Origin of the sequence: Delftia sp. WSY_7, from assembly GCF_043104845.1 — a bacterium.
GTDB lineage: Bacteria > Pseudomonadota > Gammaproteobacteria > Burkholderiales > Burkholderiaceae_C > Comamonas > Comamonas tsuruhatensis.
In genome coordinates, this window is the sequence record NZ_JBICLB010000034.1 from 340776 (window position 1) to 366778 (window position 26003).

At 66.4% G+C, this 26003-nt stretch carries 34 protein-coding genes and 1 tRNA gene; 25 read left to right on the top strand and 10 right to left on the bottom strand.

The window, feature by feature from the left end; all coding sequences use genetic code 11:
- Positions 1 to 8 precede the first annotated feature (8 nt).
- From rplN to ACF8ME_RS16435, 18 genes are all read left to right on the top strand, one after another.
- Positions 9 to 377 (top strand): 50S ribosomal protein L14, encoded by a 369-nt coding sequence (gene rplN, locus ACF8ME_RS16350; protein WP_016449173.1) that lies wholly within the window; start codon positions 9 to 11, stop codon positions 375 to 377.
- 10 nt (positions 378 to 387) lie between these two features.
- Positions 388 to 708 (top strand): 50S ribosomal protein L24, encoded by a 321-nt coding sequence (rplX, locus tag ACF8ME_RS16355; protein WP_016449174.1) that lies wholly within the window; start codon positions 388 to 390, stop codon positions 706 to 708.
- A gap of 10 nt (positions 709 to 718) precedes the next feature.
- The gene (rplE, locus tag ACF8ME_RS16360; RefSeq protein WP_016449175.1) at positions 719 to 1258 is read left to right on the top strand and encodes a 50S ribosomal protein L5; all 540 of its coding nucleotides are present in this window, start codon (positions 719 to 721) and stop codon (positions 1256 to 1258) included.
- 8 nt (positions 1259 to 1266) lie between these two features.
- Complete coding sequence (gene rpsN, locus ACF8ME_RS16365; RefSeq protein ID WP_012202967.1) at positions 1267 to 1572, top strand: 30S ribosomal protein S14; 306 nt, start codon at positions 1267 to 1269, stop codon at positions 1570 to 1572.
- 20 nt (positions 1573 to 1592) lie between these two features.
- Positions 1593 to 1988 (top strand): 30S ribosomal protein S8, encoded by a 396-nt coding sequence (gene rpsH, locus ACF8ME_RS16370; protein WP_016449176.1) that lies wholly within the window; start codon positions 1593 to 1595, stop codon positions 1986 to 1988.
- Between the two features lie 24 nt (positions 1989 to 2012).
- Positions 2013 to 2546, top strand: coding sequence for a 50S ribosomal protein L6 (rplF, locus tag ACF8ME_RS16375; RefSeq protein ID WP_016449177.1), 534 nt, complete (start codon positions 2013 to 2015; stop codon positions 2544 to 2546).
- A gap of 11 nt (positions 2547 to 2557) precedes the next feature.
- Positions 2558 to 2923: a 50S ribosomal protein L18 gene (gene rplR / locus ACF8ME_RS16380; protein ID WP_012202970.1), complete on the top strand. Its 366-nt coding sequence runs from the start codon at positions 2558 to 2560 to the stop codon at positions 2921 to 2923.
- Between the two features lie 15 nt (positions 2924 to 2938).
- Positions 2939 to 3460, top strand: a complete 522-nt coding sequence (gene rpsE, locus ACF8ME_RS16385) for a 30S ribosomal protein S5 (RefSeq protein ID WP_016449178.1) — start codon at positions 2939 to 2941, stop codon at positions 3458 to 3460.
- Between the two features lie 14 nt (positions 3461 to 3474).
- Entirely contained in the window at positions 3475 to 3657 is a 183-nt protein-coding gene (gene rpmD, locus ACF8ME_RS16390; protein ID WP_012202972.1) for a 50S ribosomal protein L30, read from the top strand.
- Positions 3658 to 3668: 11 nt separating this feature from the next.
- Positions 3669 to 4100, top strand: coding sequence for a 50S ribosomal protein L15 (gene rplO, locus ACF8ME_RS16395; protein ID WP_016449179.1), 432 nt, complete (start codon positions 3669 to 3671; stop codon positions 4098 to 4100).
- A 24-nt stretch (positions 4101 to 4124) separates the two neighbouring features.
- Entirely contained in the window at positions 4125 to 5444 is a 1320-nt protein-coding gene (secY, locus tag ACF8ME_RS16400) for a preprotein translocase subunit SecY (RefSeq protein ID WP_012202974.1), read from the top strand.
- 132 nt (positions 5445 to 5576) lie between these two features.
- A complete protein-coding gene (gene rpmJ, locus ACF8ME_RS16405) occupies positions 5577 to 5690 on the top strand; it encodes a 50S ribosomal protein L36 (RefSeq protein ID WP_003050535.1) in 114 nt (37 codons plus the stop codon).
- Positions 5691 to 5712: 22 nt separating this feature from the next.
- Positions 5713 to 6078: a 30S ribosomal protein S13 gene (rpsM, locus tag ACF8ME_RS16410; protein ID WP_012202975.1), complete on the top strand. Its 366-nt coding sequence runs from the start codon at positions 5713 to 5715 to the stop codon at positions 6076 to 6078.
- Between the two features lie 18 nt (positions 6079 to 6096).
- On the top strand, positions 6097 to 6501 hold the full coding sequence (gene rpsK, locus ACF8ME_RS16415; protein ID WP_012202976.1) for a 30S ribosomal protein S11: 405 nt from the start codon (positions 6097 to 6099) through the stop codon (positions 6499 to 6501).
- Between the two features lie 90 nt (positions 6502 to 6591).
- Positions 6592 to 7215: a 30S ribosomal protein S4 gene (rpsD, locus tag ACF8ME_RS16420; RefSeq protein ID WP_012202977.1), complete on the top strand. Its 624-nt coding sequence runs from the start codon at positions 6592 to 6594 to the stop codon at positions 7213 to 7215.
- A 112-nt stretch (positions 7216 to 7327) separates the two neighbouring features.
- On the top strand, positions 7328 to 8326 hold the full coding sequence (locus ACF8ME_RS16425) for a DNA-directed RNA polymerase subunit alpha (protein ID WP_012202978.1): 999 nt from the start codon (positions 7328 to 7330) through the stop codon (positions 8324 to 8326).
- Between the two features lie 186 nt (positions 8327 to 8512).
- On the top strand, positions 8513 to 8905 hold the full coding sequence (gene rplQ / locus ACF8ME_RS16430) for a 50S ribosomal protein L17 (RefSeq protein WP_012202979.1): 393 nt from the start codon (positions 8513 to 8515) through the stop codon (positions 8903 to 8905).
- A gap of 21 nt (positions 8906 to 8926) precedes the next feature.
- Positions 8927 to 9003: transfer RNA gene (locus ACF8ME_RS16435), tRNA-Met, on the top strand.
- An 82-nt stretch (positions 9004 to 9085) separates the two neighbouring features.
- On the opposite strand, the gene ACF8ME_RS16440 is transcribed toward ACF8ME_RS16435, so the two are convergent.
- Positions 9086 to 9403, bottom strand: coding sequence for a hypothetical protein (locus ACF8ME_RS16440; RefSeq protein ID WP_016449180.1), 318 nt, complete (start codon positions 9401 to 9403; stop codon positions 9086 to 9088).
- Between the two features lie 294 nt (positions 9404 to 9697).
- Here ACF8ME_RS16440 and ACF8ME_RS16445 point away from each other — a divergent pair, with 294 nt between their 5' ends.
- On the top strand, positions 9698 to 11203 hold the full coding sequence (locus ACF8ME_RS16445; RefSeq protein WP_016449181.1) for a DASS family sodium-coupled anion symporter: 1506 nt from the start codon (positions 9698 to 9700) through the stop codon (positions 11201 to 11203).
- A 12-nt stretch (positions 11204 to 11215) separates the two neighbouring features.
- Here ACF8ME_RS16445 and ACF8ME_RS16450 read toward each other — a convergent pair whose 3' ends face one another.
- The 7 genes from ACF8ME_RS16450 to ACF8ME_RS16480 are packed head-to-tail and all read right to left on the bottom strand — an operon-like array spanning position 11216 to position 18893.
- Positions 11216 to 11803, bottom strand: coding sequence for an alkylhydroperoxidase domain protein (locus ACF8ME_RS16450; protein WP_016449182.1), 588 nt, complete (start codon positions 11801 to 11803; stop codon positions 11216 to 11218).
- Positions 11800 to 12495: a CMD domain protein gene (locus tag ACF8ME_RS16455; protein WP_392417404.1), complete on the bottom strand. Its 696-nt coding sequence runs from the start codon at positions 12493 to 12495 to the stop codon at positions 11800 to 11802. The genes ACF8ME_RS16450 and ACF8ME_RS16455 overlap by 4 nt, the downstream gene beginning before the upstream one ends.
- Entirely contained in the window at positions 12492 to 13604 is a 1113-nt protein-coding gene (locus ACF8ME_RS16460) for a putative FMN-dependent luciferase-like monooxygenase (RefSeq protein ID WP_392408162.1), read from the bottom strand. Before ACF8ME_RS16460 ends, ACF8ME_RS16455 begins: the two co-directional genes overlap by 4 nt.
- Positions 13585 to 15276, bottom strand: a complete 1692-nt coding sequence (locus tag ACF8ME_RS16465; protein WP_392408163.1) for a dipeptide ABC transporter ATP-binding protein — start codon at positions 15274 to 15276, stop codon at positions 13585 to 13587. Before ACF8ME_RS16465 ends, ACF8ME_RS16460 begins: the two co-directional genes overlap by 20 nt.
- Positions 15273 to 16247, bottom strand: coding sequence for an ABC transporter permease (locus tag ACF8ME_RS16470; protein ID WP_392417406.1), 975 nt, complete (start codon positions 16245 to 16247; stop codon positions 15273 to 15275). The genes ACF8ME_RS16465 and ACF8ME_RS16470 overlap by 4 nt, the downstream gene beginning before the upstream one ends.
- Entirely contained in the window at positions 16244 to 17191 is a 948-nt protein-coding gene (locus ACF8ME_RS16475) for an ABC transporter permease (protein WP_392417407.1), read from the bottom strand. Before ACF8ME_RS16475 ends, ACF8ME_RS16470 begins: the two co-directional genes overlap by 4 nt.
- A 28-nt stretch (positions 17192 to 17219) precedes the next feature.
- Positions 17220 to 18893: a TIGR04028 family ABC transporter substrate-binding protein gene (locus tag ACF8ME_RS16480; RefSeq protein WP_392417409.1), complete on the bottom strand. Its 1674-nt coding sequence runs from the start codon at positions 18891 to 18893 to the stop codon at positions 17220 to 17222.
- Positions 18894 to 19146: 253 nt separating this feature from the next.
- Here ACF8ME_RS16480 and ACF8ME_RS16485 point away from each other — a divergent pair, with 253 nt between their 5' ends.
- The 3 genes from ACF8ME_RS16485 to ACF8ME_RS16495 all read left to right on the top strand — a co-directional run bounded on the left by ACF8ME_RS16485 (position 19147) and on the right by ACF8ME_RS16495 (position 21934).
- Entirely contained in the window at positions 19147 to 19698 is a 552-nt protein-coding gene (locus ACF8ME_RS16485; RefSeq protein ID WP_034400151.1) for an OsmC family protein, read from the top strand.
- Between the two features lie 23 nt (positions 19699 to 19721).
- A complete protein-coding gene (locus tag ACF8ME_RS16490; protein ID WP_392417411.1) occupies positions 19722 to 20561 on the top strand; it encodes a VOC family protein in 840 nt (279 codons plus the stop codon).
- A gap of 116 nt (positions 20562 to 20677) precedes the next feature.
- Entirely contained in the window at positions 20678 to 21934 is a 1257-nt protein-coding gene (locus ACF8ME_RS16495; RefSeq protein ID WP_016450731.1) for an Hsp70 family protein, read from the top strand.
- A gap of 167 nt (positions 21935 to 22101) precedes the next feature.
- Here the strand turns inward: ACF8ME_RS16495 and rsmI are convergent, their stop codons facing one another.
- Positions 22102 to 23043, bottom strand: coding sequence for a 16S rRNA (cytidine(1402)-2'-O)-methyltransferase (rsmI, locus tag ACF8ME_RS16500; RefSeq protein WP_012202992.1), 942 nt, complete (start codon positions 23041 to 23043; stop codon positions 22102 to 22104).
- Here rsmI and ACF8ME_RS16505 point away from each other — a divergent pair.
- The 3 genes from ACF8ME_RS16505 (at position 23043) to ACF8ME_RS16515 (ending at position 24869) form a co-directional block, all read left to right on the top strand.
- On the top strand, positions 23043 to 23459 hold the full coding sequence (locus ACF8ME_RS16505) for a YraN family protein (protein ID WP_016450729.1): 417 nt from the start codon (positions 23043 to 23045) through the stop codon (positions 23457 to 23459). The genes rsmI and ACF8ME_RS16505 overlap by 1 nt on opposite strands.
- Before the next feature lie 73 nt (positions 23460 to 23532).
- On the top strand, positions 23533 to 24141 hold the full coding sequence (locus tag ACF8ME_RS16510; RefSeq protein ID WP_016451992.1) for an SIS domain-containing protein: 609 nt from the start codon (positions 23533 to 23535) through the stop codon (positions 24139 to 24141).
- On the top strand, positions 24138 to 24869 hold the full coding sequence (locus tag ACF8ME_RS16515; protein WP_252653278.1) for a BON domain-containing protein: 732 nt from the start codon (positions 24138 to 24140) through the stop codon (positions 24867 to 24869). Before ACF8ME_RS16510 ends, ACF8ME_RS16515 begins: the two co-directional genes overlap by 4 nt.
- Positions 24870 to 25083: 214 nt before the next feature.
- Here ACF8ME_RS16515 and ACF8ME_RS16520 read toward each other — a convergent pair whose 3' ends face one another.
- The gene (locus tag ACF8ME_RS16520; protein WP_016450726.1) at positions 25084 to 25995 is read right to left on the bottom strand and encodes an NAD(P)-dependent oxidoreductase; all 912 of its coding nucleotides are present in this window, start codon (positions 25993 to 25995) and stop codon (positions 25084 to 25086) included.
- Positions 25996 to 26003: the final 8 nt, after the last annotated feature.

Below are 26003 nucleotides of genomic sequence, written 5' to 3' on the forward strand. Positions count from 1 at the left end.
ATATTGAAATGATCCAAACAGAATCTCGGTTAGAGGTTGCCGACAACACCGGCGCGAAGTCTGTTCAGTGCATCAAGGTGCTGGGCGGTTCTCATCGTCGCTATGCGAGTGTTGGTGACATCATCAAGGTGAGCATCAAGGAAGCTGCACCGCGTGGACGCGTCAAAAAAGGCGAGGTCTACAGCGCGGTCGTGGTGCGCACGGCGAAGGGTATTCGCCGCGCTGATGGCTCGCTCGTCAAGTTCGACGGCAATGCCGCCGTGCTGCTGAACGCCAAGCTGGAGCCTATCGGCACCCGCATCTTTGGCCCCGTGACTCGTGAACTGCGCAACGAAAAGTTCATGAAGATCGTGTCCCTGGCACCTGAAGTTCTCTAAAGGAAGCACCATGAACAAGATTCGCAAGGGCGACCAAGTCATCGTGCTGACCGGCCGTGACAAGGGCAAGCAAGGCGTGGTCTCGGCTCGCAAGGACGACTCCCACCTGCTGATCGACGGCATCAACCTGGTGAAGAAGCACGTCAAGCCGAACCCCATGAAGGGCACCACCGGCGGCATCGTGGAAAAGGCCATGCCTATCCACCAATCCAACGTGGCCATCTTCAATGCAGCGACCGGCAAGGCCGATCGCGTGGGCATCAAGGTGCAAGCCGACGGCACGCGCGTTCGCGTGTTCAAGTCCAACGGCGCCGAAATCAAGGCGGCCTAAGGGGTAACACATGGCACGACTGCAAAAACTGTATCGCGAAAAGATCGCGGCTGAACTGAAGGAAAAGTTCGGCTACACCTCCACCATGGAAGTGCCCCGCCTGACCAAGATCACCCTGAACATGGGTGTGAGCGAAGCCGTGGCCGACAAGAAGGTGATGGACAACGCCGTGGCCGACCTGACCAAGATTGCTGGTCAGAAGCCCGTGGTGACCAAGGCCAAGAAGGCTATCGCCGGCTTCAAGATCCGCGAAGGCCAGGCCATCGGCTGCATGGTGACCCTGCGTGGCGTTCAGATGTATGAATTCCTGGATCGTTTCGTCACCGTGGCTCTGCCCCGCGTGCGTGACTTCCGTGGTATCTCCGGCCGTTCGTTCGACGGTCGCGGCAACTACAACGTCGGCGTCAAGGAACAGATCATCTTCCCCGAAATCGAGTACGACAAGGTGGACGCTCTGCGTGGTCTGAACATCAGCATCACGACTACGGCAAAGACCGACGACGAGTGCAAGGCACTGCTCGCCGCTTTCCGTTTCCCCTTCAAGAACTGAGGTGGCGCATGGCTAAAGTTGCATTGATTCAGCGCGAACTCAAGCGCGAAAAGCTGGCGGCCAAGTACGCTGCCAAGTACGCAGAACTGAAGGCGATCGCCGCTGACGCAAAGCGCAGCGACGAAGAGCGCGACGCCGCTCGCCTGGGCCTGCAGAAGCTGCCCCGTAACGCGAACCCCACTCGCCAGCGCAACCGCTGCGAGATCACGGGTCGTCCCCGTGGCACCTTCCGTCAATTCGGTCTGGGCCGCGCCAAGATCCGTGAACTGGCCTTCGCTGGCGACATCCCCGGTGTCACCAAGGCCAGCTGGTAAGCAAGCAGGAGAGATTAAACATGAGCATGAGTGATCCCATCGCTGACTTGCTGACCCGCATCCGCAATGCACAAATGGTCTCCAAGACCACCGTGACGGCTCCTTCCTCCAAGGTCAAGGTTGCCATCGCCCAGGTGCTGAAGGATGAAGGCTACATCGACGGCTTCCAAGTGAAGACCGACGCTGGCAAGTCCGAACTCGAAATTACCCTGAAGTACTACGCCGGCCGTCCGGTGATCGAGCGCATCGAGCGCGTGAGCCGTCCCGGCCTGCGCGTGTACAAGGGCCGCGACGCAATCCCCCAGGTCATGAACGGTCTGGGCGTGGCCATCGTCACCACTCCCAAGGGCGTGATGACGGATCGCAAGGCACGCGCCACCGGCGTGGGCGGCGAAGTGCTGTGCTACGTGGCCTAACGGACATTAAGGAGAAATACTGAAATGTCTCGCGTAGCAAAGACTCCCGTGGCCATCCCCGCAGGCGTGGATGTGTCCATCAAGGCTGACCAGATCAATGTGAAGGGCACCGGCGGCACGCTGTCGCTGGCCCAGAACGTTCTGGTGAAGATCTCCAACAACGAAGGCAAGCTGTCTTTCGAGCCCGTCAACGACTCGCGCGAAGCCAACGCCATGAGCGGCACCATGCGTCAGCTGGTGAACAACATGGTGGTGGGCGTGAGCAAGGGCTTCGAGAAGAAGCTGTCGCTGGTCGGCGTGGGCTTCAAGGCTTCGGCCTCTGGCGCCAAGCTGAACCTCGCGATCGGCTATTCGCACCCGGTGAACTTCGAAATGCCGGCCGGCATCACTGTTGCCACCCCCACGCCCACGGAAATCGTGGTCAAGGGTGCTGACCGCCAGGCCGTTGGCCAACTGGCTGCTGAGATCCGTGCCGTTCGTCCTCCCGAGCCCTACAAGGGCAAGGGCATCCGTTACTCGGATGAGAAGGTCGTGATCAAAGAGACCAAGAAGAAGTAAGGAGCTGCATTATGTTGACCAAGAAAGAGCAGCGTCTCCGTCGTGCCCGCCAGACCCGCATCCGCATTGCACAGCAAGGCGTGGCACGTCTGAGCGTGAACCGTACGAACCTCCACATCTACGCAAGCGTGGTGTCGGAAGACGGCACCAAGGTGCTGGCTTCGGCCTCGACTGCCGAAGCCGAAGTGCGCACCCAACTGGGCGCCATCGGCAAGGGTGGCAACGTGGCTGCCGCTACGCTGATCGGCAAGCGCATTGCCGAGAAGGCCAAGGCTGCAGGCGTGGAGAAAGTGGCTTTCGATCGCGCTGGTTTCGCATACCACGGCCGCGTGAAGGCTTTGGCAGAAGCCGCTCGTGAAGCCGGCCTGCAGTTCTAAGCGGAGCGGATAGAAATGGCAAAGTTTTCTCCCAAGGTGCAAGACGAAGGTCGTGACGACGGTCTGCGCGAAAAAATGATCGCGGTGAACCGCGTCACCAAGGTTGTGAAGGGCGGTCGTATCCTCGGCTTCGCTGCACTGACCGTGGTTGGCGACGGTGATGGCCGTGTTGGCATGGGCAAGGGCAAGTCCAAGGAAGTGCCTGCAGCCGTGCAAAAGGCGATGGAAGAATCCCGTCGCAACATGATCAAGGTGTCCCTGAAGAACGGCTCGATCCATCACACCGTGATGGGTCAGCATGGCGCAGCATCCGTGATGCTGAACCCCGCTCCCAAGGGTACCGGCATCATCGCCGGCGGCCCGATGCGCGCCGTCTTCGAAGTGCTGGGCATCACCGACATCGTGGCCAAGAGCCATGGCTCGTCGAATCCCTACAACATGGTCCGCGCGACTTTTGACGCTCTGAAGAACTCCACGACCCCTTCGGAAGTGGCAGCCAAGCGCGGCAAGTCGGTTGAAGACATCTTCACCGCCTGATCGGAGTCAATCACATGACAACGCAACAAACCGTGAAGGTGCAACTGGTGCGCAGCCCCATTGGCACCAAGGAATCGCACCGCGCCACCGTCCGTGGCCTGGGCCTGCGCAAGCTGAATAGCATCAGCGAACTGCAGGACACGCCTGCTGTGCGCGGCATGATCAACAAGATCAGCTATCTGGTCAAAGTCCTCTGAAAGGATTGATGATGGAACTCAATAGCATCAAGCCTGCAGCAGGTGCCAAGCATGCCAAGCGCCGTGTCGGCCGCGGCATCGGCTCCGGCCTGGGCAAGACTGCCGGCCGTGGTCACAAGGGCCAGAAGTCGCGTTCGGGTGGCTACCACAAGGTGGGCTTCGAAGGCGGTCAAATGCCTCTGCAGCGCCGCCTGCCCAAGCGTGGCTTCAAGTCGCATCTGCTGAAGTTCAACGCAGAAGTGACCCTGTCCGCTCTGGAACAGCTGGGCCTGGCCGAAGTCGATCTGGCAGCTCTGAAGCAAGCCGGTCTGGTTGGTGAAATCGCAAAGGTGGTCAAGATCATCAAGAGCGGTGAAATCAGCAAGGCTGTCAAGCTCAACGGCATCGGCGCTACCGCCGGCGCCAAGGCTGCCATCGAAGCTGCCGGCGGCAGCATCGCCTGATTAATGATCTGAAAGAAGACATCCGTGGCTACTAGCGCAGCTCAAATTGCAAAAACCGGAAAATTCGGCGATCTTCGCCGCCGTCTGGTTTTTCTGTTGCTCGCGCTGGTCGTTTACCGCATCGGGGCTCATATCCCCGTGCCGGGCATCGATCCAGCGCAGCTGCAGCAGCTGTTCAATGGCCAGCAGGGCGGCATTCTCAATCTGTTCAACATGTTCTCGGGTGGGGCGCTGTCGCGCTTCACGGTGTTCGCACTGGGGATCATGCCGTACATCTCGGCATCGATCATCATGCAGCTCATGACCTACGTGGTCCCTACATTCGAGCAGCTGAAAAAGGAAGGTGAATCGGGTCGTCGCAAGATCACCCAGTACACCCGCTATGGCACTCTGGGCCTGGCGATTTTTCAGTCCCTGGGAATTGCCGTGGCTCTGGAAAGCTCCGCAGGTCTGGTTCTGAGCCCCGGTTTCGGCTTCCGCCTCACGGCGGTGGTCAGCCTGACGGCCGGCACCATGTTCCTGATGTGGCTCGGTGAACAGATCACGGAACGTGGTCTGGGCAACGGCATCTCGATCCTCATCTTTGGAGGTATCGCCGCAGGTCTGCCGAGCTCCATCGGTGGTCTGCTGGAGCTGGTGCGCACCGGTGCCATGAGCATCCTGGCCGCGATCTTCATCGTTCTCGTGGTGGCAGCCGTGACGTACTTCGTCGTGTTTGTCGAGCGGGGACAGCGCAAGATCCTGGTGAACTATGCGCGTCGTCAGGTGGGTAACAAGGTGTATGGCGGTCAGTCTTCGCACTTGCCGCTGAAGCTGAACATGGCGGGGGTCATTCCTCCCATCTTCGCTTCCTCGATCATCTTGCTGCCGGCGACCGTTGTGAACTGGTTCAGTGCAGGGGAATCCATGCGCTGGCTGAAGGACATTGCTAGCACGCTGACCCCCGGTCAGCCGATCTATGTGATGCTCTACGCCACCGCCATCATCTTCTTCTGCTTCTTCTACACGGCCCTGGTGTTCAACAGCCGGGAAACCGCCGACAACCTGAAGAAGAGTGGTGCCTTCATCCCCGGGATCCGTCCCGGTGACCAGACGGCCCGCTACATTGACAAGATCCTGGTTCGCCTGACCCTGGCTGGTGCGGTGTACATCACATTCGTGTGCTTGTTGCCCGAGTTCCTGATCCTGAAGTACAACGTCCCGTTCTACTTCGGTGGTACATCACTGCTGATTATTGTGGTGGTGACCATGGACTTCATGGCCCAGGTGCAGAACTACATGATGTCGCAACAGTACGAATCGCTCCTCAAAAAGGCGAACTTCAAAGCGACACTTGGCAATTGAACTAAGTGATGGGCCTGGCCGGCGGTGCCGGCGGGTCCAGTAAGAGTTAGTAGACGCCCATTCGATCTATCCATCGCGGGCATGTTTCCCGGTCGATAGGCCGTAACGGATGTAGAGTTTTAGGAGAATGAAATGAGAGTTTCGGCTTCGGTCAAAAAAATCTGCCGTAACTGCAAGATCATCCGCCGCAAGGGTGTGGTGCGAGTGATCTGCACGGACCAGCGCCACAAGCAGCGCCAGGGTTGATAGGAAAGTTTGAGGACGAATAATGGCACGTATCGCTGGCATTAACATCCCGCCGCATCAGCACGCTGAAATCGGCCTGACCGCTATCTATGGGATCGGTCGCACCACTGCACGCAAGATCTGCGAAGCCGCTGGCATCGCATATTCCAAGAAAATCAAGGAACTGACTGACGGCGATCTGGAAAAGATCCGCGATCAGCTGACTTCCCTGACGCTGGAAGGTGATCTGCGTCGCGAAACAACGATGAACATCAAGCGTTTGATGGACATCGGTTGCTATCGCGGTTTCCGTCATCGTCGTGGCCTGCCCATGCGTGGTCAGCGTACCCGCACGAATGCACGTACCCGCAAGGGTCCGCGCAAGGGTGCCGCGGCTTTGAAGAAATAAAGAGATTGAAAGATCACTATGGCTAAGTCTCCCGCAAACAACGCTGCACAGCGCGTTCGCAAGAAAGTCCGTAAGAACATTTCGGACGGCATTGCCCACGTGCACGCTTCGTTCAACAACACGATCATCACCATCACCGACCGCCAAGGCAACGCTCTGTCGTGGGCCTCGTCGGGTGGCCAGGGCTTCAAGGGTTCGCGCAAGTCGACTCCCTTCGCTGCCCAGGTGGCTTCGGAAGTGGCTGGTCGTGCTGCCATCGAACAGGGCATCAAGAACCTGGACGTCGAAATCAAGGGTCCCGGTCCCGGCCGTGAATCCTCGGTTCGCGCCCTGGGCGCCCTGGGCATCCGCATCACTTCCATCGCGGACGTGACGCCGGTTCCCCACAACGGCTGCCGCCCTCAAAAGCGCCGTCGTATCTAAGCTTTTTCACCAAGCCCACCGCCGCCCAGATGTGTAACATCGCGGGCGGCTCCCGTGCTTGTGCACGGCAGATGACACAAAGGAAATCAAGTGGCACGCTATATCGGCCCCAAGGCCAAACTCTCCCGCCGTGAAGGCACTGACCTGTTCCTGAAGAGCGCACGTCGCTCTATCGCCGACAAGTCCAAGTTCGACACCAAGCCCGGCCAGCACGGCCGCACTTCCGGTCAGCGTACTTCCGACTTCGGCCTGCAGCTGCGCGAAAAGCAGAAGGTCAAGCGCATGTACGGCGTGCTGGAAAAGCAATTCCGCCGCTACTTCGAAGCCGCCGACAAGAAGAAGGGCAACACCGGTGCCAATCTGCTGTCGCTGCTGGAGTCGCGTCTGGACAACGTGGTGTACCGCATGGGCTTCGGCTCGACCCGCTCGGAAGCGCGTCAGCTGGTGTCGCACAAGGCCATCACGGTCAACGGCCAATCCGTCAACATCCCTTCCTACATGGTGAAGGTGGGTGACGTGGTCGCCGTGCGTGAAAAGTCCAAGAAGCAGGCCCGCATCGTCGAAGCCCTGCAACTGGCTGGTCAAGTCGGTTTCCCCGCATGGGTGGAAGTGTCGGCCGACAAGGCTGAAGGCACGTTCAAGAAGTCGCCTGACCGCGACGAGTTCGGTGCAGACATCAACGAATCCCTGATCGTTGAGTTGTACTCGCGTTAATTCCGCGCAGCGACATTTCTGTAAAACCGTCCCCCAGCCGCGAGGCATCGCGCTGGGGTGCTTCACCAGCCTTACCGGTGTAACGAGCCGGGGGTATTGAGAGGAAGTCTGCATGCAAACCAATTTGCTGAAGCCCAAGACGATCAATGTCGAGCAGCTTGGCCACAATCGCGCCAAAGTTGTTCTGGAGCCGTTTGAGCGTGGCTACGGCCATACGCTGGGCAATGCCCTGCGCCGTGTCCTGCTCTCGTCCATGGTGGGTTACGCAGCGACGGAAGTGACGATTGCTGGTGTGTTGCACGAGTACTCGTCCATTGACGGTGTCCAGGAAGATGTGGTCAACATCCTGCTGAACCTCAAGGGTGTGGTGTTCAAGCTGCACAACCGCGACGAGGTCACGCTCTCCCTGCGCAAGGATGGCGAAGGCGTCGTGACGGCGCGCGACATCCAGACGCCCCACGACGTGGAAATCATCAACCCTGATCATGTCATCGCCAACCTGTCGCAAGGCGGCAAGCTGGACATGCAGATCAAGGTCGAGAAGGGCCGCGGCTATGTGCCCGGCAACGTGCGCCGCTATGGCGACGAGTCCACGAAGTCGATCGGCCGTATCGTGCTGGACGCTTCGTTCTCGCCCGTCAAGCGCGTGAGCTACGCCGTCGAATCGGCCCGCGTTGAACAACGCACCGACCTCGACAAGCTGGTGGTGGAGATCGAAACCAATGGTGCGATCACTGCCGAGGACGCCGTGCGCGCATCCGCCAAGATCCTGGTGGAACAGCTCGCCGTGTTCGCTCAGCTGGACGGCGGCGATATCGCCAGCGTCTTCGATGCTCCGGCCGGTGGCCGTGGTGCCGCAACCGCCTTTGATCCCATCTTGCTGCGTCCCGTGGACGAGCTGGAACTCACCGTGCGTTCGGCCAACTGCCTCAAGGCAGAGAACATCTACTACATCGGCGACCTGATCCAGCGTACCGAAAACGAGCTGCTCAAGACCCCCAACCTGGGTCGCAAGTCGCTCAACGAGATCAAGGAAGTCCTGGCTTCCCGCGGTCTGACGCTGGGCATGAAGCTGGAGAACTGGCCGCCTGCTGGCCTGGAAAAGCGCTAAGCACTATAATTGCGGGCTCTCCTTTTTGGAGAGCCTCAGTGCCTCGGGCAGTACCTGATACGGCTGCCCGAATTAATCAACAACTTGCGCAAATTCGGTTGAGGCAAGCTGCAGATCCGGTAACGGGTCCAGGCTTGCATCCTTGTTTGCGCAAGCCCTAATTACATATTTTAGGAATAAAGCACCATGCGTCACGGTCACGGCCTCCGCAAACTCAATCGCACCTCTTCGCACCGCCTGGCGATGCTGAAGAACATGATGAATTCGCTCATCGAGCACGAAGCCATCAAGACCACCGTTCCCAAGGCCAAGGAACTGCGCCGCGTGATCGAGCCCATGATCACCCTGGCCAAGGTCGACACCGTTGCCAACCGCCGTCTGGCATTCGACCGCCTGCGCGACCGCGACAGCGTGACCAAGCTCTTCAACGAGCTGGGCCCCCGCTTCGCAAAGCGTCCTGGTGGCTACACCCGTATCCTGAAGATGGGCTTCCGCGTGGGCGACAACGCCCCCATGGCCTTCGTGGAACTGGTCGAGCGCGCTGAAGAAGGCGCCGCCGAAGCCAAGGCAGCTGAATAATCTGCTATAATTTTGGAATACCGCGCGATGGAGCAGTCTGGTAGCTCGTTGGGCTCATAACCCAAAGGTCGGAGGTTCAAATCCTTCTCGCGCAACCAAATTGAAAAGGGCTACGACAACTGTCGTAGCCCTTTTTTCATGCCCTCGCGCCAGGGCAAAGGCCAGGCAGACAGCCCGGCATCAGCCGCCCAGCTGGTTGCCGATGCGCTGGCCCAGCCGCAGGCGCACGCGGTGGGCGATTTCCTGGGCGGCATCGGGGCTGAGCACCTCGCTGATGTGCAGCAGCTCGGTGTAGTGCATGTACAAGAGGCCGCGCAGCGTCTTGAAAGCGGCCTCGTGGTCGCCGCCGCAGACGCTGGCGTCATCGGCCAGCACGCGCTCCACCACGCCGGCCTGCAGCAGCGGGATCTTGCAGATGACGGCGTGGCGGGCGATCTCCAGGTCGATCTCCTGGAGCCGGCATTCCCATTCCTCGGGCAAGAATCGGTTGGCTGGCATGTCGGCTTTTCTCCTTTTTTCACTGCATGGGTACACCGGGGCGAAAGGCACCCGGTCTGGGGATGCTGTCATGTGAGCGGGGCTCGGTGGCCTGGGTCGCCAGGTTTACTGGCCCGGCCTTGATGCCTGTCAAACTTCGGTGGCGCAGGCGCCCGCTGGAAGCCGGGCTCATGCTGCACTGCATCATGATGTCAGTCATGCGGCGCGGCCGCCAGTGCCCGTGCAGGCTGGTGGGCTTTTGCTCCCGGCAGGCCATGCTCTCTCGGCGCCGCTCCGGCAACGCAAAGGATCCACATGCTCGAGAAGATTGCCTCGCTGTTCCGCTACTTCAAGTCGGCCGTGCCGTTCCGGCTGGTGCCGGCGCTGATCGCCACCGCCGTGCTGTTCGGGCTGCTGCTGGTGCCCGTGCCCGAGGGGCTGACGCCCAAGGCCTGGCAGCTGGTGGCCATTTTCCTGACCACCATCGTGGCCATCATCCTCAAGGTCATGCCCATTGGCGTGATGGCCTTGATGGCCATCGTGATCGTCTCGCTGTCCCAGGTCACGTCTGGCTCGTCCAAGGGCGCAGTCACCGATGCGCTGAGCAGCTTTTCCAGCCCGCTGATCTGGCTGATCGTGGTGGCCATCCTGATCTCGCGCGGCCTCAAGAAGACGGGGCTGGGCAACCGCATCGGACTGATGTTCATCGCGCTGCTGGGCAAGCGGACCATCGGCATCGGCTACGGCCTGGCGATCTGCGAGCTGGTGCTGGCACCGTTCACGCCCAGCAACACGGCGCGCGGCGGCGGTATCGTGCACCCCATCATGAAGTCCATCGCCAATGCCTTCGAGTCGGACCCGGCCAAGGGTACGCAGGGCAAGGTGGGCACCTATCTGGCCCTGGTCAACTACCACGCCAATCCCATCACCTCGGCCATGTTCCTGACCGCCACGGCGCCCAATCCGCTGGTGGTGGACTTCGTGGCCAAGGCCACGGGCCAGGCCCTGCACCTGAGCTGGACCACCTGGGCGCTGTACATGCTGCTGCCGGGCCTGCTGTGCCTGCTGCTGATGCCGCTGGTGATCTACCTGCTGTCGCCTCCCGAACTCAAGGCCACGCCCAATGCCGTGGAGTACGCGCGCAGCGAGATGGCCCGCATGGGGCCGCTGTCGGGCAAGGAGCGCGTGATGCTGGGCACCTTCGGCCTGATGCTGCTGCTGTGGGCCAACGTGCCGCAGATGCTGTTCGGGCCTGCCTTCACGCTGGACCCGACGGTGGTCGCCTTCCTGGGCCTGTTCGTGCTGATCATCACGGGCACCATCGACTGGGATGACGTGCTGTCCGAGAAAAGCGCCTGGGACACGCTGGTGTGGTTCGGCGCCCTGGTCATGCTGGCCGAGCAGCTCAACAAGCTGGGCGTGGTGTCCTGGTTCGCGGTGGGCATGAAGAACGCCATCGTCGCCAGCGGCCTGGACTGGCTGCCGGTGGCGGCCATCCTGGTGGGCGTGTTCGTGTTCTCGCACTACCTGTTCGCCAGCACCACGGCCCACATCAGCGCCATGATGCTGGCCTTCCTGACCGTGGGCGCGCAGCTGATTCCTGCCGACTATGTCGTGCCCTTCATGCTGATGATGACGGCCGGCTCGGCCATCATGATGACGCTGACCCACTACGCCACCGGCACTTCGCCCATCATCTTCGGAAGCGGCTATGTCACGCTGGGCAACTGGTGGCGCGTGGGCGCGGCCATGTGCGTGATCGAGCTGCTGGTCTTTGCCGTGGTCGGCAGCGCCTGGTGGAAGCTGCTGGGCCTGTGGTGAGGGCGAAAGCCCTCATGCGGTGGTCCGTGGCTCGCCCAGCGACAGCATGAGCCGGTTGGCCCAGTTGAAGAAGGCCGTGCCGTGCAGCACATCGGAGATGGCGGCATCGTCCAGGCCGGCGGCGCGCAGCGCATCGATGTGGGCGGGCTCCAGCGCAGGCGGCGTCTGGGTCAGCGCCACGGCCGCCGTGACGATGGCGTTCCAGCGCGGCCCCAGGTCCGTGCCCGGACCCTCGTCGAGCAGGCGCTGCACGTCGCCGCCCCGGCGCGAGAAGTGCGTGGCAAAGCGCGCATGGACCGAGGCGCAGTAGATGCAGCCATTGGCGCGCGAAGTGGCAGCGGCCGCCAGCTCCCGCTCGGCACGCGGCAGGCCGGCGTCGGGGTTGTAGAAGATGTCCTTGTCGGTGCGCGTGCGTGCGCCCAGCGTGTCGGGGTCGCGCGCCAGCAGGCGGAAGTAGGGGGACTGCGCGCGTGAGGCATCGACCAGGCCTGCATGGTGGCGTTCGGTCAGCTCGCTTTCGTCCAGCGGCTCAATCCATGGCAGCCAGTCGAGCTGTTCCTGGGTGAAGACCTGGGGAGCGGCGGAGTTCGTTGAGGTCATGGCTGGGCTTGCAGGGTGGTGGGTTGATGGGCGGCCGGGGGCGCGGGGCGTGCAGCCAGCACGCGCAGCCCCGCGACCACGCGGATCTGGAAGGACAGGAAGGACGCCAGCTGGGACAGGATGACGATGTCCGTCTCGCTCCAGCCCGCCTGTTGCAGCGCCTGCAGGGCCCCGGCGCTGGCGTCGCGCGGGTGGTAGGCCAGCAGGTGGGCATGGGCCAGCGCCGCGGCCAGGCGCGCGCCCAGCAGCGCGGCATGGGCCGGGTCCACGGCATAGGCGGGGCCGCTCTGGTCTTCGCGGCTCAGCGGGCCTGCCGGGTAGCGGCCGTACGGCCCGTGCGGGCCGCTGCCGGGCTGAAGGCTTTGTGCACGGCCCCGCACGACTTCGGATGCCACGGCGGCAGCCAGTTCCGCATCTTCGGCCGCCAGCGCCTTCGCATAGAAGGCGGCGCTGCGCGGCTCGCCATGAAGCCCGGCCGTGAAGGCGGCCAGGGCCAGCCGCTCGCGCAGCGAGACCGTGCCGTGCACGGGCTCGGCGGGCGTGAACAGGGCGGCAAAGCTTTGCTGGGCCTGCGTGCGCGCCTCGGTGCGGTGGCGGCGCACGCGGTCCAGGGCGCTGCCGGGGGTGATGCCGGCGAGGTGGTCGATGACGTCGTCCGGAAAACGGGGCTGTACGGTGGTGTTCATGGTCATGCGGCTTGCAGCAGTCCGGCCCGGGCTGCGGGGAGGGAAGAGGGTGCCTGCAGATCTGCACGGCGCCAGCCCAGGGCTGGTGCCACATGGGCGGCCGTCAGCTCGATGGAGCGCAGGATGGCGGCGTGCGGCGGGTCGATGGAATGCACCTGGAAGACGATGTCGCTCACGCGCGCCAGCGCCGTGTCGGCGCGCAGCGAGGCGATGACCTCGTCGGGCGTGCCCACATGCACGTCGTAGGCGGCGATGAGATCGGCCAGCGGCGCCTGTGGATCGACGCGGGCCGCCCACTGCGAGGGCCGGGCGGCATGGCGCCGGGCCACGCGGCGCAGGCCGGCCTCGGCCCAGCGCAGCGCCTCGTCTCGGCGGTCGGCAACGAACAGCGTGCGCGAGCCCAGGATGCGCGGCGCCCGCCCTGCGGGCAGGCGGGCGAGGTAGGCGTCGATGATGGGGTTCTGGATCTCGGACAGCGTGGCCTGCGGCGCGCCTTCGGGCCGTGGCTGGGTGCGCGACAGCATCAGGCCGTCGCCGTTGGCCCCGGCCCGCGCGCCGCCCTCGGCCGAGAACGTGGCCTGCCAGACGCGCTCCAGCAGCTGCGGCGCGGCCGGGTACAGGTGCACGCCACCGGCCAGCGCGCGCCCGGCCCAGGCGTCCTGCAGCACGCCGAAGTTGCGCGCGAAGACGGCGCCGCGCTCGGCGCCCTGCACGCCAAAGGCCTCGAAGGATTCGGCCGTGCCGCCCGTGCCCAGGCCCACCTCCAGGCGGCCGCCGGTCAGCAGGTCCAGCACGGCCGCATCCTCGGCCACGCGCAGCGCGTTTTCCAGCGGCAGCGTGATCACGCCCGTTCCGATGCGGATGCGCCGCGTGCGCGCCGCCACATGGGCCAGGAAGACGAAGGGCGAGGGCAGGCCGCCCTCGCTTTCATGGAAATGGTGCTGGGCTACCCAGGCCGAGTCGAAGCCCTGGGCCTCGGCATGGGCGATCTGCTCGGCCACCAGGCGGTAGCGCTCGCCGGCCGGCACATCGTCGAGCAGGCGGCTGAAGAAGCCCAGGCGCGGGCCGGTGCGGGAGCCGTGGCCACGGTTGGTATCAGGCGGGGTGAGGGACAAAATCAATGCTCCTTTTGCCGGGAATGGCGTCCATGAGTTCGCGTGTGTAGTCGCTGGTGGGGCGCTGGAACACTTCCTCCACGCTGCCCGCGTCCACCACCCGGCCCGCGCGCAGCACCGACACCGTGTCGGCGATCTGGCGCACCACGGCAAGGTCGTGCGAGATGAAGAGATAGGTCAGCCCCAGGTCCTGCTGCAGCTGGGCGAGCAGGGCGAGGATCTGCGCCTGCACCGTCACGTCCAGGGCCGAGACGGCCTCGTCCAGCACCAGGACCTGCGGCTGCAGCACCAGGGCGCGCGCAATCGCCACGCGCTGGCGCTGGCCGCCCGACAGCGCATGCGGGCGCCGCTGCAGCACGGCGGCCGGCAGGCCCACGCGCTCCAGCATGTCGTGCACGCGCCGGCGGCGCTCATCGGCCGGCAGCGGGTCGAAGTTCAGCAGGGGCTCCTCGATGATGTCGAACACGCTCTGGCGCGGGTCCAGAGAGCTGAACGGGTTCTGGTAGACCAGCTGCACGCGGCGGCGCAGCTGGCGCAGGGCCTCGCCGCGCAGGCCCGTGACCTCGGTGCCTTCGATGCGGATGCGGCCCGCCGTGGGCCGGCCCAGGCCCACGATGGCGCGGATGGTGGTGGTCTTGCCCGAGCCCGACTCGCCCACGATGGCATGCGTGCTGCCCCGGCGCACGCGCAGCGACACGCCGTCCACGGCACGGAAGATGCCGCGCCCGTGGGCGGAGGCATGGCCAGGCGCCGCGAACTCGTGCACCAGGTCCTCGACCTCGATGGCCCAGTCATCGGCCGTGGCGGGCCTGGGCGTGCGGCGCGGCGCGGGCGCCAGCGAAGGCGCATCGGCCAGCAGCCGCCGCGTATAGGCGCTTTGCGGATTGCGCAGCAGCTCCAGCGTGGGGCCCTGCTCCTGGATGCGGCCGCCCTGCATGACGACCAGGCGGTGCGAGCGGTCGGCCGCCACGCCCAGGTCATGCGTGACCAGCAGCACGGCCGTGCCGGTCTCGCGGCGCAGCGCGTCGATCAGGTCCAGGATGCGCCGCTGCACGGTCACGTCCAGCGCGCTGGTGGGCTCGTCGGCAATGATGAGGGCGGGCCGCAGCGCGATGGCGATGGCGATCAGCACGCGCTGGCGCATGCCGCCCGACAGTTCGTGCGGATACTGGCGTGCGCGCAGCGCGGGCTGGGACAGCCCCACGCGGGCCAGCAGCTCCAGCACGCGCGCCTGCACGGCCGTGCGGTCGCGCAGTCCGTGGATGCGCAGGATCTCGCCCACCTGGTCGCCCACCGTGCGCACGGGGTTCAGCGACATGGTGGGGTCCTGCGGCACCAGGCTGACCACGCGGCCGCGAACGGCGTTCCAGCGTGCGGCCGGCCACTCCGACACCTCGGTGCCCTGCAGGCGGATGCTGCCGTGCTCGCGCCGGCCGTTGTCGGCCAAAAGGCCGATCACGGCCTGGGCCGTGGTGGTCTTGCCCGAACCCGATTCGCCGACCAGGGCCACCACCTCGCCCGGCGCCACGGAAAACGACACGCCGTGCACCACGCGCTGTGCCTGGCCTGCGGCATCGCGGTAGGCCACGGCCAGGTCCTGCACTTCGAGCACGGGGGCGGTGGTTGCCACCGCTGGTGCGGCGTGGATGCGTTCCTCGATGGCGGCGCTCATGCAGGCCTCCGTGCGAAGGCCGTGGCGATGCGGTTGGCCGCCAGCACCACGGCCACCACGATCAGGCCCGGCGCCGTGGTCAGCCACCAGGCGGTGGCGATGTAGTTGCGGCCCTCGGCGATCAGCAGCCCCCATTCGGGCGTGGGCGGCGGCGCGCCGTAGCCCAGAAAACCCAGCGTGGAAATCGCAAGGATCGCCGAGCCGAACTGCAGCGCCGCCATGGCGATGACCGACGTCAGCGAGTTGGGCAGCACATGGCGCCACAGCACGGCGGCAAAGCGCCCGCCGCTGCCAAAGGCGGCCTCCACGTAGTCGGAGCGGCGCACGCGCACCACCTCCGAGCGCACCAGGCGCGCGAAGCTGGCCACCGAGACCACGCCCACGGCAATGGCCGCGTTGATGGTGCCAAAGCCCAGCACGATGATGATGGTCAGCGACAGCAGCAGCGAAGGCACGGCCAGCAGCACATCGACCAGGCGCATCAGCGCATCTTCCGTGCGCCCGCCCGTGGCCCCGGCCAGCAGGCCGATCAGCGTGCCCACGGCCAGGCCCACGCCCACGGCCACGAAGGCGCCCGACAGCGAATGCACGGCGCCATGCACCACGCGCGCCCACAGGTCGCGCCCCAGCGCGTCCGTGCCCAGCCAGTGCGCGGCGCTGGGCGCCAGCAGCTGCTGGCCGGCCTGGCCCGCGATCGGGTTCTGGTGGGCGAACCAGCCGGGCGCCAGCGCCCACAGCGCGGCCATGGCAATCACCAGCCAGGCCAGGGCCAGCGTGGGCGGCAGGCGTTTCAGGGATTGCAGGCGGGCCGGCAAGGCGAAGCTGCGGCGCGGGGCGGCTGGCGCAGGGGCCAGGGACGACGCTGGCAGCGCCGTGGGAATGGGAATGGGAATGGGAGTGGGAGTGGCAGTGGCGGGCGCGGCCTGGGCATCCAGGGCCGGGGAAAGAGCGCTTGAGACGGCAGTGTTCATGGCCGGTTCTCCACGGAATGGCGCAGGCGTGGATCTAGCAGCGGGTACAGCAGGTCCACGGCGAGGTTGATGAGGACGAAGGCGGCGGCCGAGACGACCACCACGGCCTGGAGCAAGGCCGTGTCCTGGTTGCCCACGGCCTGCTGGGTCAGCGTGCCCAGGCCGTTGAGGCCGAACACGGCCTCCGTCACCACGGCGCCGGCCAGCAGCTCGCCGAACAGCACGCCGGCAATGGTCAGTGTGGGCAGCAGGGCATTGCGCGCCACATGGCGCAGCAGCACCCAGCGGCGCGAGGCGCCCTTGGCCCGCGCCACGGCCACGAAGGGCTGGGCCAGCACGGCGTCGATATTGCGCAGCAGCACCTGGGCCAGCGGCGCCGAGATCGGCACGGCCAGGGTCAGCGTGGGCAGCACCAGTCCTTCCCAGGGGCCGGGATTGATCACGGCGATCCAGCCCAGGCGGAACGACACCACCTGGATCAGCATGATCCCCAGCCAGAACACGGGTACCGAGACAAAGACCGAGGGCAGTGCATACAGCGCATTGCGCAGCCAGGACAGGGGCGCCAGGCTGGCAGCCGCCGCCAGCGCAACGGCCAGCAGCGCGGCTGCGGCAAAGCCCAGGGCCGCGAGCTTGAGCGTGGGCGGCAGGCTGGTGGCCAGGCCCTGGCTCACCGGCACGCCGGCCTGCAGCGAATAGCCGAAATGGCCCGTGAGGAACTGGCCCAGCGTGTGCAGGTACTGCTGCCACACGGGCTGGTCCGAGCCGTAGGCGGCGCGGATGTCGGCGATCTCCTGCGGGCCCAGGCCCAGCTCGGGGTTCAGGAACTTGATCAGCACGGCATCGCCCGGCAGCAGCTGCAGCAGGATGAACGAGACCGTGAAGGCCGCCCACAGCACCAGGGCGGCCTGGGCGATGCGGCTGAGCAGATAGCGGCGCGGCATGGGAGTGGTTCCTCAGGGTGCGATCCGGTCAGCGCCTGGCCAGCCAGGTGCTGTAGAAGCTGGGCCGGCCCACGGCCTCGAAGCCCACGTCGCGCACCCAGCCTGCGCCCGCAAAGGCCTGGGGTTCCTCGAAGATGGGGATCACATAGGCCTGGTCGATCAGGTAGTTCTGCACCTCGCCGGCCAGCGCCAGGCGCCTGGCGGCATCGGTCTCGGCCGCGATGGCGTCGAACAGGCCGTTGAGCCTGGTGTCCTCGAAGGACTTGACCTTCTGGCTCACGCCGCCCTTTTGCAGCAGCACGTTGCGGTTGGTCGGGTAGTAGTTGCTCTTGATCACGTCGGGATCGGCGCGGCCCACCATGCCGGGCAGCACGCCGGTCTTGTCGGGGTCCAGCGTGTCCACCGCGCGGCTGCCCGCGTCGCCCGACAGCACGTTGAGCTTGATGCCCAGGCGGGCCCACTGCTGGGCCACCAGCTGCAGCGTCTCCTTGTTCTGCGGCTGGGGCAGGGACTCGTAGGTGGAGAGCACGAAATCGCGGCCGTCCTTCTGGCGCAGGCCGTTGGCGCCCAGCGTCCAGCCGGCCTCGTCCAGCAGCTGTTTCGCCTTGGCCTCGTCATAGGCCAGCTTGGCCGACAGGTCCACGAAGCCGGCCGCAGTGGAGGCAATCACCGAGCGCGCCTGCGGATAGCGCGGCGAGAACAGCGTCTCCACGATCTCCTTGGCATTGGTGCCGTGCAATAGGGCCTGGCGTACCTTCAGATCGGCCACCAGGGCGTTGTCGGGGCGGATGGCCACGCTGTTGTTCACGCCGCGCGTGGGCGGGGCGTAGATGCTGAACTTCTGGTCCTCGACGCGCTTTTCGTCGTAGGCCTGGATCTGGCGGATCAGCCCGGCCTGGCCGGCCAGCAGCGCGCCGATGCGCACGCTGTCCTCGGGCGTGACGATGAACTTCACCTCGTCCAGCCGCGCGCGGCCCTGGTGGGCCAGCTTGGCGGGACCCCAGGCGTAGTCCTTGCGCACCTTGAGCACCAGCTCCTTGCCCAGCGTTTCGCTGGCCACCACGAAGGGGCCGGAGCCGATGATGCGCGTGGCATCGCCCAGCTCCTCGAAGGGGCGGTCCAGCGTGGCCGGCGAGACCAGGCCCGAACCGATCACCGAGGTGCCCTGCAGGAAGCCCGGCGAAGGCTTCCTGAAGAAGAACTTCACCGTCAGTGGGTCGACCACTTCGCTGCGCTCGTAGTTGTTGATCACCTCGGACACGGGCTGCTTGAGCGCCTTGTTGCCCAGGCCATAGGTGTCGAAGTTGCGCGCCACGGCCGTCGCGTCCAGCGGCGTGCCGTCGGAGAAGGTGACGCCGGGCCGCAGCTTGAAGCGGTACTCGGTGGCGTCGGCATTCACGGTCCAGGACTCGGCGATCCAGGGCTGGATCTCCAGCGTCTTCGGGTCCTGGTAGGTCAGCTTGTCGGTGATCTGGTTGAGCACGCCGCCGTTGGGATAGAAGCCTCCGGCCGGCGGATAGAGGTTGGTATGGGCCTGCTGCTCCAGGTAGACCAGGGTGCCGCCTTCCACGGGCCCAGCAGCCGCGCCCGCCTGGGCCGTATCGGCCTGCCTGGAGCACGCCGCCAGCAGCAGGCTGCTGCCCGCCAATACCGCTATCGCGGCCTTCCATGCCACCTGACCCGCCTTCGATTGGGAAAACACGTTCGTACCTCGCCGCCGCTGGGGCGCTGAAAAACAAGACTGCCGGCCACAGGACCGGCTCCATGTTTTTCATGCTATCGATGCCAAATATTTGCGCTCATATATCGAGTTGCATCGTTATTTGGAAAACGACTAAGGGATGGGAGCCCCCCACATATCTGCCCAGTGCATAAGCGCAGACGGATTCGTTTGTTTGCCGCGCATGCGGCGGTCCCAACAATGGGCTGGTACTTCCTTCACCGAAAGCCCGTCCATGAGCCATCTCAACGAATACCTCGCCGAAAAACGCGCCGCCGTGCTCGCCCGCAGCGCCGCCGTCGCGGCCGGCACGGCCCAGCCCGCCCACCTCAAGGCCCATGTGCGTGCCGAGGGCCGCAGCGGCGTGCGCCGCCTGCGCATCCGCGAGCACCAGGTCATCAGCGACAGCCCACCCGACTTCGCGGGCTACAACCTCGGCCCCAGCTCGCCCGAGCTGCAGCTGGGTGTGCTGGGCACCTGCGTGACCCACATCTTTCTGATCCAGGCGGCCGAGCGACAGGTGCCGGTGGAGAGCCTGGAGGTCGAGGTCACGGGCATCATCGACCCGCGCGGCGGCAGGCCCGGCCACGAGGCCACGCCCATCTGGCCGCATGAGATCGGCTACACCGTGCACATCGACTCGCCGGCCAGCCGCGCCGAGATCGATGCGCTGTTCGAGGCCGTGGAGCGCACCTGCCCCATCCTCAACCTGCTGCGCAATCCGCAGAACATCCGCGCCGAAGTGCGCCACACCGACTCCAGCGCCGCCGCGCGCCTGGCGGCCTGAACACCGTGCGAAGCACCCCTGCCATGACCTTGCCACTCGACCACATCGTCATCGCGGTCCAGGACCTGGAACGCACCATTGCCGACTACACCGCGCTGGGCTTCAACGTGCTGCGCGGCGGCGAGCATCCGGGCCGCTCCACGCACAACGCCCTGGTGGTGTTTGCCGACGGCGCCTACTTCGAACTCATCGCCTGGCGCGCGCCCGCGCCCGAGGAACGCTGGTGGCAGCAGCTGCAGCGCCATGGCGAGGGCATTGTCGATTTCGCGCTGCTGCCCACCGAGACCGGCGCCGTGGTTTCCGCCGCCCAGGCGCGCGGGCTGGACTACGAGGCGCCCTACGAAGGCGGCCGCCTGCGCCCCGACGGCGCGCAGCTGCGCTGGCGCAATGCACGCGCCCGCAGCCAGGACCTGCCCTTTCTCTGCGGCGACCTCACGCCGCGCACCCTGCGCGTGCCTGAGGGCGATGCGCGCGTGCATGCCAACGGCGCCACCGGCGTGGCCCGGCTGCACGTGGCCGTGCATGACCTGCGGGCCAGCCTGGCGCGCTGGCGCGCGCTGCTGGGCGAGGGCGCCGACATCGGCGAGGCCCGCCTGTCGGCCGATGGCGGCGCCTACCGCGCCTCGCTGAAGCTGGGGGGCACGGGGCCGGGCGCCACCGAGCTGGTGCTGTCTGCCCCAGCCCAGGGCGTGGCCACGGGCGCCCTGGGCCACCGGCTGGCCACGCGCGGCGAAGGCCCTTATGCGATCGGGCTGGACGTGCGGCGGACTGCGCCTGCACGGGCACTGGACGAGGCCGCCACGCATGGCGTGCGCATCGTGCTCGCCCAGGATTCCCTGCCCCGGGAAACCGCTGCCGCCTAGGCGCAATGCGCGGGCGATAGAATGGCGCCCCGCTGACACCCATGCCCACTCCGGTGGGCGTTTTCGTTGCAGCCACTGCAGCCTTCGCAGGCTGCCGTGGCGCGGCGCCGCTTGCCATGACGACTGCTTCCTCTCCTGCCACGCTGGGCATAGATTTCGGTACCTCCAACTCCGCCATGGCCTGGCGCGCGCCCGGCCAGCCCGCACGCCTGCTGCCGCTGGAAGGCGATGCCTGCGGCATGCCCACGGCGCTGTTCTTCCATACGGATGAGCACAGCACGCATTTCGGGCGCGACGCCATGGCCCAGTACCTGGATGGCGAGCCGGGCCGGCTCATGCGCTCGCTCAAAAGCCTGCTGGGCAGCGCGCTGCTGCAGGAAAAGACGGCCGTGCACGACCAGCTGGTCAGCTACCAGGATGTGATCGGACTGTTCCTTCGCCGCGTGGCCGACCGGGCGCGTGCCTCGCTGGACGGGCGCCTGCCCGAGCGCGTGGTGCTGGGCCGGCCCGTGCACTTCGTGGATGACCATCCCGAGCGCGACCGCCAGGCCCAGCAGGCCCTGGCCGACGCCGCGCGCGCCGCCGGCCTGGGCGAAGTGGATTTCCAGATGGAGCCCATCGCCGCCGCGCTGGACTACGAGCAGCGCCTCACGCAGGAATCCGTGGTGCTGGTGGTGGACATCGGCGGCGGTACCTCCGACTTCACCGTCGTGCGCCTGGGGCCCGAGCAGGCCGGCCGCCGCGACCGCCGCGACGACATCCTGGCCACCAGCGGCGTGCACATCGGCGGCACGGACTTCGACCACCGGCTCAACCTGGCCCAGATCATGCCGCTGCTGGGCTACCGCCACACCGGCCCCAGCGGCCGCGAAGTGCCCAGCCGCGTGTTCTTCGACCTCTCGACCTGGCACCTGATCCAGTGGCTGTACTCGCCCAAGGCCCTGGCCGAGGCGCGCAACCTGCGCACCGACTACAGCGACCAGCGCCTGCACAAGCGCCTGATGGACGTGCTGGAACTGCGCGAAGGCCACCGCCTGGCCGCCGTCGTGGAGCAGGCCAAGATCGAGGCTTCCACGCGCCATGCCGAGTCGCCCATCGAGCTGGGCTGGCTGGAATCGGGCCTGTCCGCCGCCATCTCGCCCGAGGTGCTGCACGAGCAGCTGCAAGGCCCCCTGCAACAGGTCGTGGCCTGCGCCCAGGACTGCCTGCGCCTGGCCGGCGTGGCGCCCCAGGCGCTGGACGCCATCTACCTCACGGGCGGCTCATCGGCCCTGCGCACGCTGCGCGATGCGCTGCGAGAGGCCTTCCCGGGCGTGCCGCAGGTCGAGGGCGACCTGTTCGGTGGCGTGGCCACCGGCTTGGCGTATGCATAAGTCCCCCTGAGCGGCTGCGCCGCTTCCCGTTGCACGGCGCCCCCTCTCGCTACGCGGGGGGCGTACGGGCAACCGGCGACACCCTCGCGGCGGGGCGGCGCGGCCGGCGTAGGCCCTTGCTCGGTGTCCCTGAGGGTGAAGGCCACTGTGGTGCTGCCGCCTTGGGCTTAATCCTCTATCGGGTCCTCCTCGGCGGCCTGCTTGATCGCCAGCGCGGCGTCATAGAGGCGGTTGCGCGGTGCGCCCGTGATCTCGGCGGCCAGGCGCACGGCCGTCTTGGTGGGCAGCTCGGCCAGCAGCAGGCGCAGCACGCGCAGGGCGTCGGCGTCGGCCTCATCGCCACCCAGGGCCACCGGGTGCAGCACCACGGCGAACTCGCCCTTGCTGCGCTGGGGCACGGCCTGCAGCCAGGCCGGCAGCGCGCTGGCGGGCATGGTGGCAATGTCCTCGAACTGCTTGGTGATCTCGCGCGCCAGCGTCACCGGGCGCTCGCCCAGCGTGGCCAGGGCTGCGGCCAGGTCGGCAATGCGGTGCGGCGCCTCCAGCAGCACGGTGCAGCGCGGCTGCAGCGCCAGTTGCTGCACGGCGGCCAGGCGCTCGGCCGACTTGGTGGGCAGAAAGCCCGCGAAGACGAAACCTCCCTCGCCCTGCGAAGGCGTGACCGCGCCGGCCACGCTGATGGCCGCCGTGATGCTGCTGGCGCCGGGCAGCGGAATGCAGCGCAGGCCTGCCGCCTGCACGGCCGCGCACAGGCGTGCGCCGGGGTCGCTGACGCCGGGTGTGCCGGCGTCGCTGACATAGGCGATGCGCTGGCCCTGCTGCAGCCGGGCCACGATCTGCTGTGCCGCCTCGGCCTCGTTGTGCTGGTGCACGGCCAGCAGCTGGCTGCCGGGGCGGTCCAGTCCATAGGAGCGCAGCAGGCCCTGGGTGTGGCGCGTGTCCTCGCAGGCCACGCAGTCCACCAGCTGCAGCACATGCAGGGCGCGCAGGCTGATGTCGGCCAGGTTGCCTATGGGGGTGGCCACCACGTAGAGGGCGCCCTGCGGATAATGCTGGGATGCCGCAGCATCCTTGGCTGCGCCCAGCGCGGTGGCGAAAGAGGTAGTCAATGGGTTTCCTTGCGAAAAAGCCGGCAGGCGCGGGGCCGTCTGCCCTCACGACCCGGCACCGGGGCCAGCAGGCCGAGGATGCGGCGCTGGCCCATCTGCAGGCGGCCGGCCTGCGTCTGGTCGAGCGCAATTATCGGACGCCGGGGCGCGGCGGCGGCGAGATCGACCTCATCGTGCAGGCGCGCGACGGCACCGTGGTCTTCGTCGAGGTGCGCAGCCGCGGCACGCGCGCCTTCGGCGGTGCCGGCGCCAGCATAGGCGCCACCAAGCAGCGGCGCATCGTGTTTGCCGCGCGCCACTACCTGATGCGATGGGCCGCGCCGCCGCCGTGCCGCTTCGACGTGGTGCTGGTCGAGCCTGGCGCCGGGCCTGCCGTGCAGTGGCTGCAGGCCGCCTTTGACGCCGAAGGCGCCTGATCCGTTACCGCTGCAGCACAAATAACGCCTGGCTACGAAAGACTTCAGGGGCGGCAGTTATCATCGGGCCTCCATGCTTGAGCAACGTATCCAACAGCATTTCATCGACAGCGCCGACCTGAAATACCAGGCCGCCCAGGCGCTGAGCCAGCCCATTGCGTCAGCGGTACAGGCCATGCTGGCCTGCGTGACCAGCGGCGGCAAGGTCCTGGCCTGCGGCGCTGGCGCCTCTGCCAGCGACGCCCAGCTCTTCGCCGCCCTGTGCGTGGCCGGTTTCGAGCGCGACCGGCCCGAGCTGGCCGCCGTGGCCCTGGTGTCCGACGGCGGCCTGCTGGGCACCGTGGGCGCCACGGGCTCGGGCGGCAACGCCACCCAGTACCTGGCGCGCCAGATACGCGCCCTGGGCCAGCCCGGCGACCTGCTGCTGGTGCTGTCCGCCACGGGCAACGACGTGGCCGTGCTGGAGGCCCTGGATGCCGCCCATGAGCGCGACATGATGGCCGTGGTGCTGACCGGCCGCACGGGCGGCTCCCTGGCCGGCCGCGTGCGCGAGACCGATGTTCTGATCTGCGTGCCGCACGACCGTGCGGCGCGCGTGCGCGAAACCCATACGCTGGTGCTGCACTGCCTGTGCGACGGCGTGGATGCCCAGTTACTTGGTGAACAGGAGATGCCTCTATGAAGTTCCGTTGGTCCCGCGCCGCCTGCGGTGTGCTCGCCGTTGCGTCCCTGGGCGCAGCCCTGTCGGGCTGCGTCGCCCTGGTGGGTGGCAGCGCCGTGATGGCCGGCATGTCGGTGGCGGACCGCCGCACCACCGGCACCCAGGTGGAAGACCAGGGCATCGAGCTGCGCGCCAACAACCGCATCTCCGAAGTGCTGGGCGACAAGGCCCATGTCAACGTCACCAGCTACAACCGCCAGGTGCTGCTGACCGGCGAGGCCGGCAACGAGGCCGACCGCCAGACCATCGAGAAGCTCGTGCGCGAGCAGCCCACGGTGCGCAATGTCTTCAACGAAGTGGTGGTGGCGCCCTTCACTTCCACGCTGAGCCAGCGCTCCAAGGACACCCTGATCACCACCCAGGTCAAGGCCAGCCTGCTGGACGCCAAGGACATCCAGGCCTCGGCCTTCAAGGTCGTGACCGAGAACAAGGTCGTCTTCCTGATGGGCATCGTCACCCCGCGCGAAGCCAAGCGCGGCGCCGAGATCGCCCGCGGCATCAACGACGTGACCAAGGTCGTGCGCGTGGTGGAAGTCATCTCCGAGGACGAACTGGCCCGCATGCAGCCGCAGTCCGCCCCCGTGGTCACCGACGACTCCGGCAAGGCCGCCGCAGCCAGCGCTCCCTCCAGCCCCACGGAAAGCAGCCTGTCCACTCCCGTGGGCGCCACCGCCACCCCGGTGAAGTGATCACCGCCGCCTGAAAGCAAAAGCCGGAACATGTTCCGGCTTTTTGTTTTGGACATAGGAAGATCTCGTTCCTCAGGGCATAGCACTTGAATCTGGCAGGGCCTAAAGCCAGGGACACCAAGCAAGGGCCGCCCCGCAGCGATGGTGTCGTCCCCCTCCCTTGCGAAGCAAGTAGAGAGGCGCCGTGCAACGAGGGGGAAGCGGCGTAAGCCGCTCAGGGGGTGAGCCTCTTGATGAGGCTGGAGGTATCCCAGCGCCTGCCCCCCATCTGCTGCACATCGGCATAGAACTGGTCCACCAGGGCCGTGACGGGCAGGCGGGCGCCGTTGCGCTGGGCCTCGGCCAGCACCAGGCCCAGGTCCTTGCGCATCCAGTCCACGGCAAAGCCGAAGTCGAACTTGCCTTCGGCCATGGTGCGGCCGCGATTGTCCATCTGCCAGCTCTGGGCTGCGCCCTTGCCGATGACGTCGAGCACGGCGGGAATGTCCAGGCCCGCGTGCTGGCCGAAGGCGATGGCCTCGGACAGGCCCTGGACCAGGCCGGCGATGCAGATCTGGTTGACCATCTTGGTGAGCTGGCCGGCGCCGCTGTCGCCCATCAGCGTGCAGGCGCGCGAGAAGGCCATGGCCACGGGCTGCATGGTGGCGAAGGCGGCCTCGTCACCGCCGCACATCACGGTGAGCTGGCCGTTCTGGGCGCCCGCCTGGCCGCCCGAGACGGGCGCGTCGATGAACTGCAGGCCCAGCTCCAGCCCGGCCGCATGCAGCTCGCGCGCCACTTCGGCCGATGCCGTCGTGTGGTCGGCAAAGATGGCGCCGCGGCGCATGCCCGCGAAGGCGCCGTCCGGCCCCAGCACGACCGAGCGCAGGTCATCGTCATTGCCCACGCAGCTGAACACGATGTCGGCGCCGGCCACGGCCTCGCGCGGCGTGGCCGCATGGCCGCCGTTGAACTCCTCGCACCAGGCGCGGGCCTTGGCCTGCGTGCGGTTGTAGACCGTGACGCGGTGGCCTGCCGTGGCCAGGTGGCCGGCCATGGGATAGCCCATGACGCCCAGCCCCAGGAAGGCTACGGAGAGGGGAGCGATGGCCGCATAGCTGCGGGCGGCGATGGAGGAGTCGGACATGGGGGATT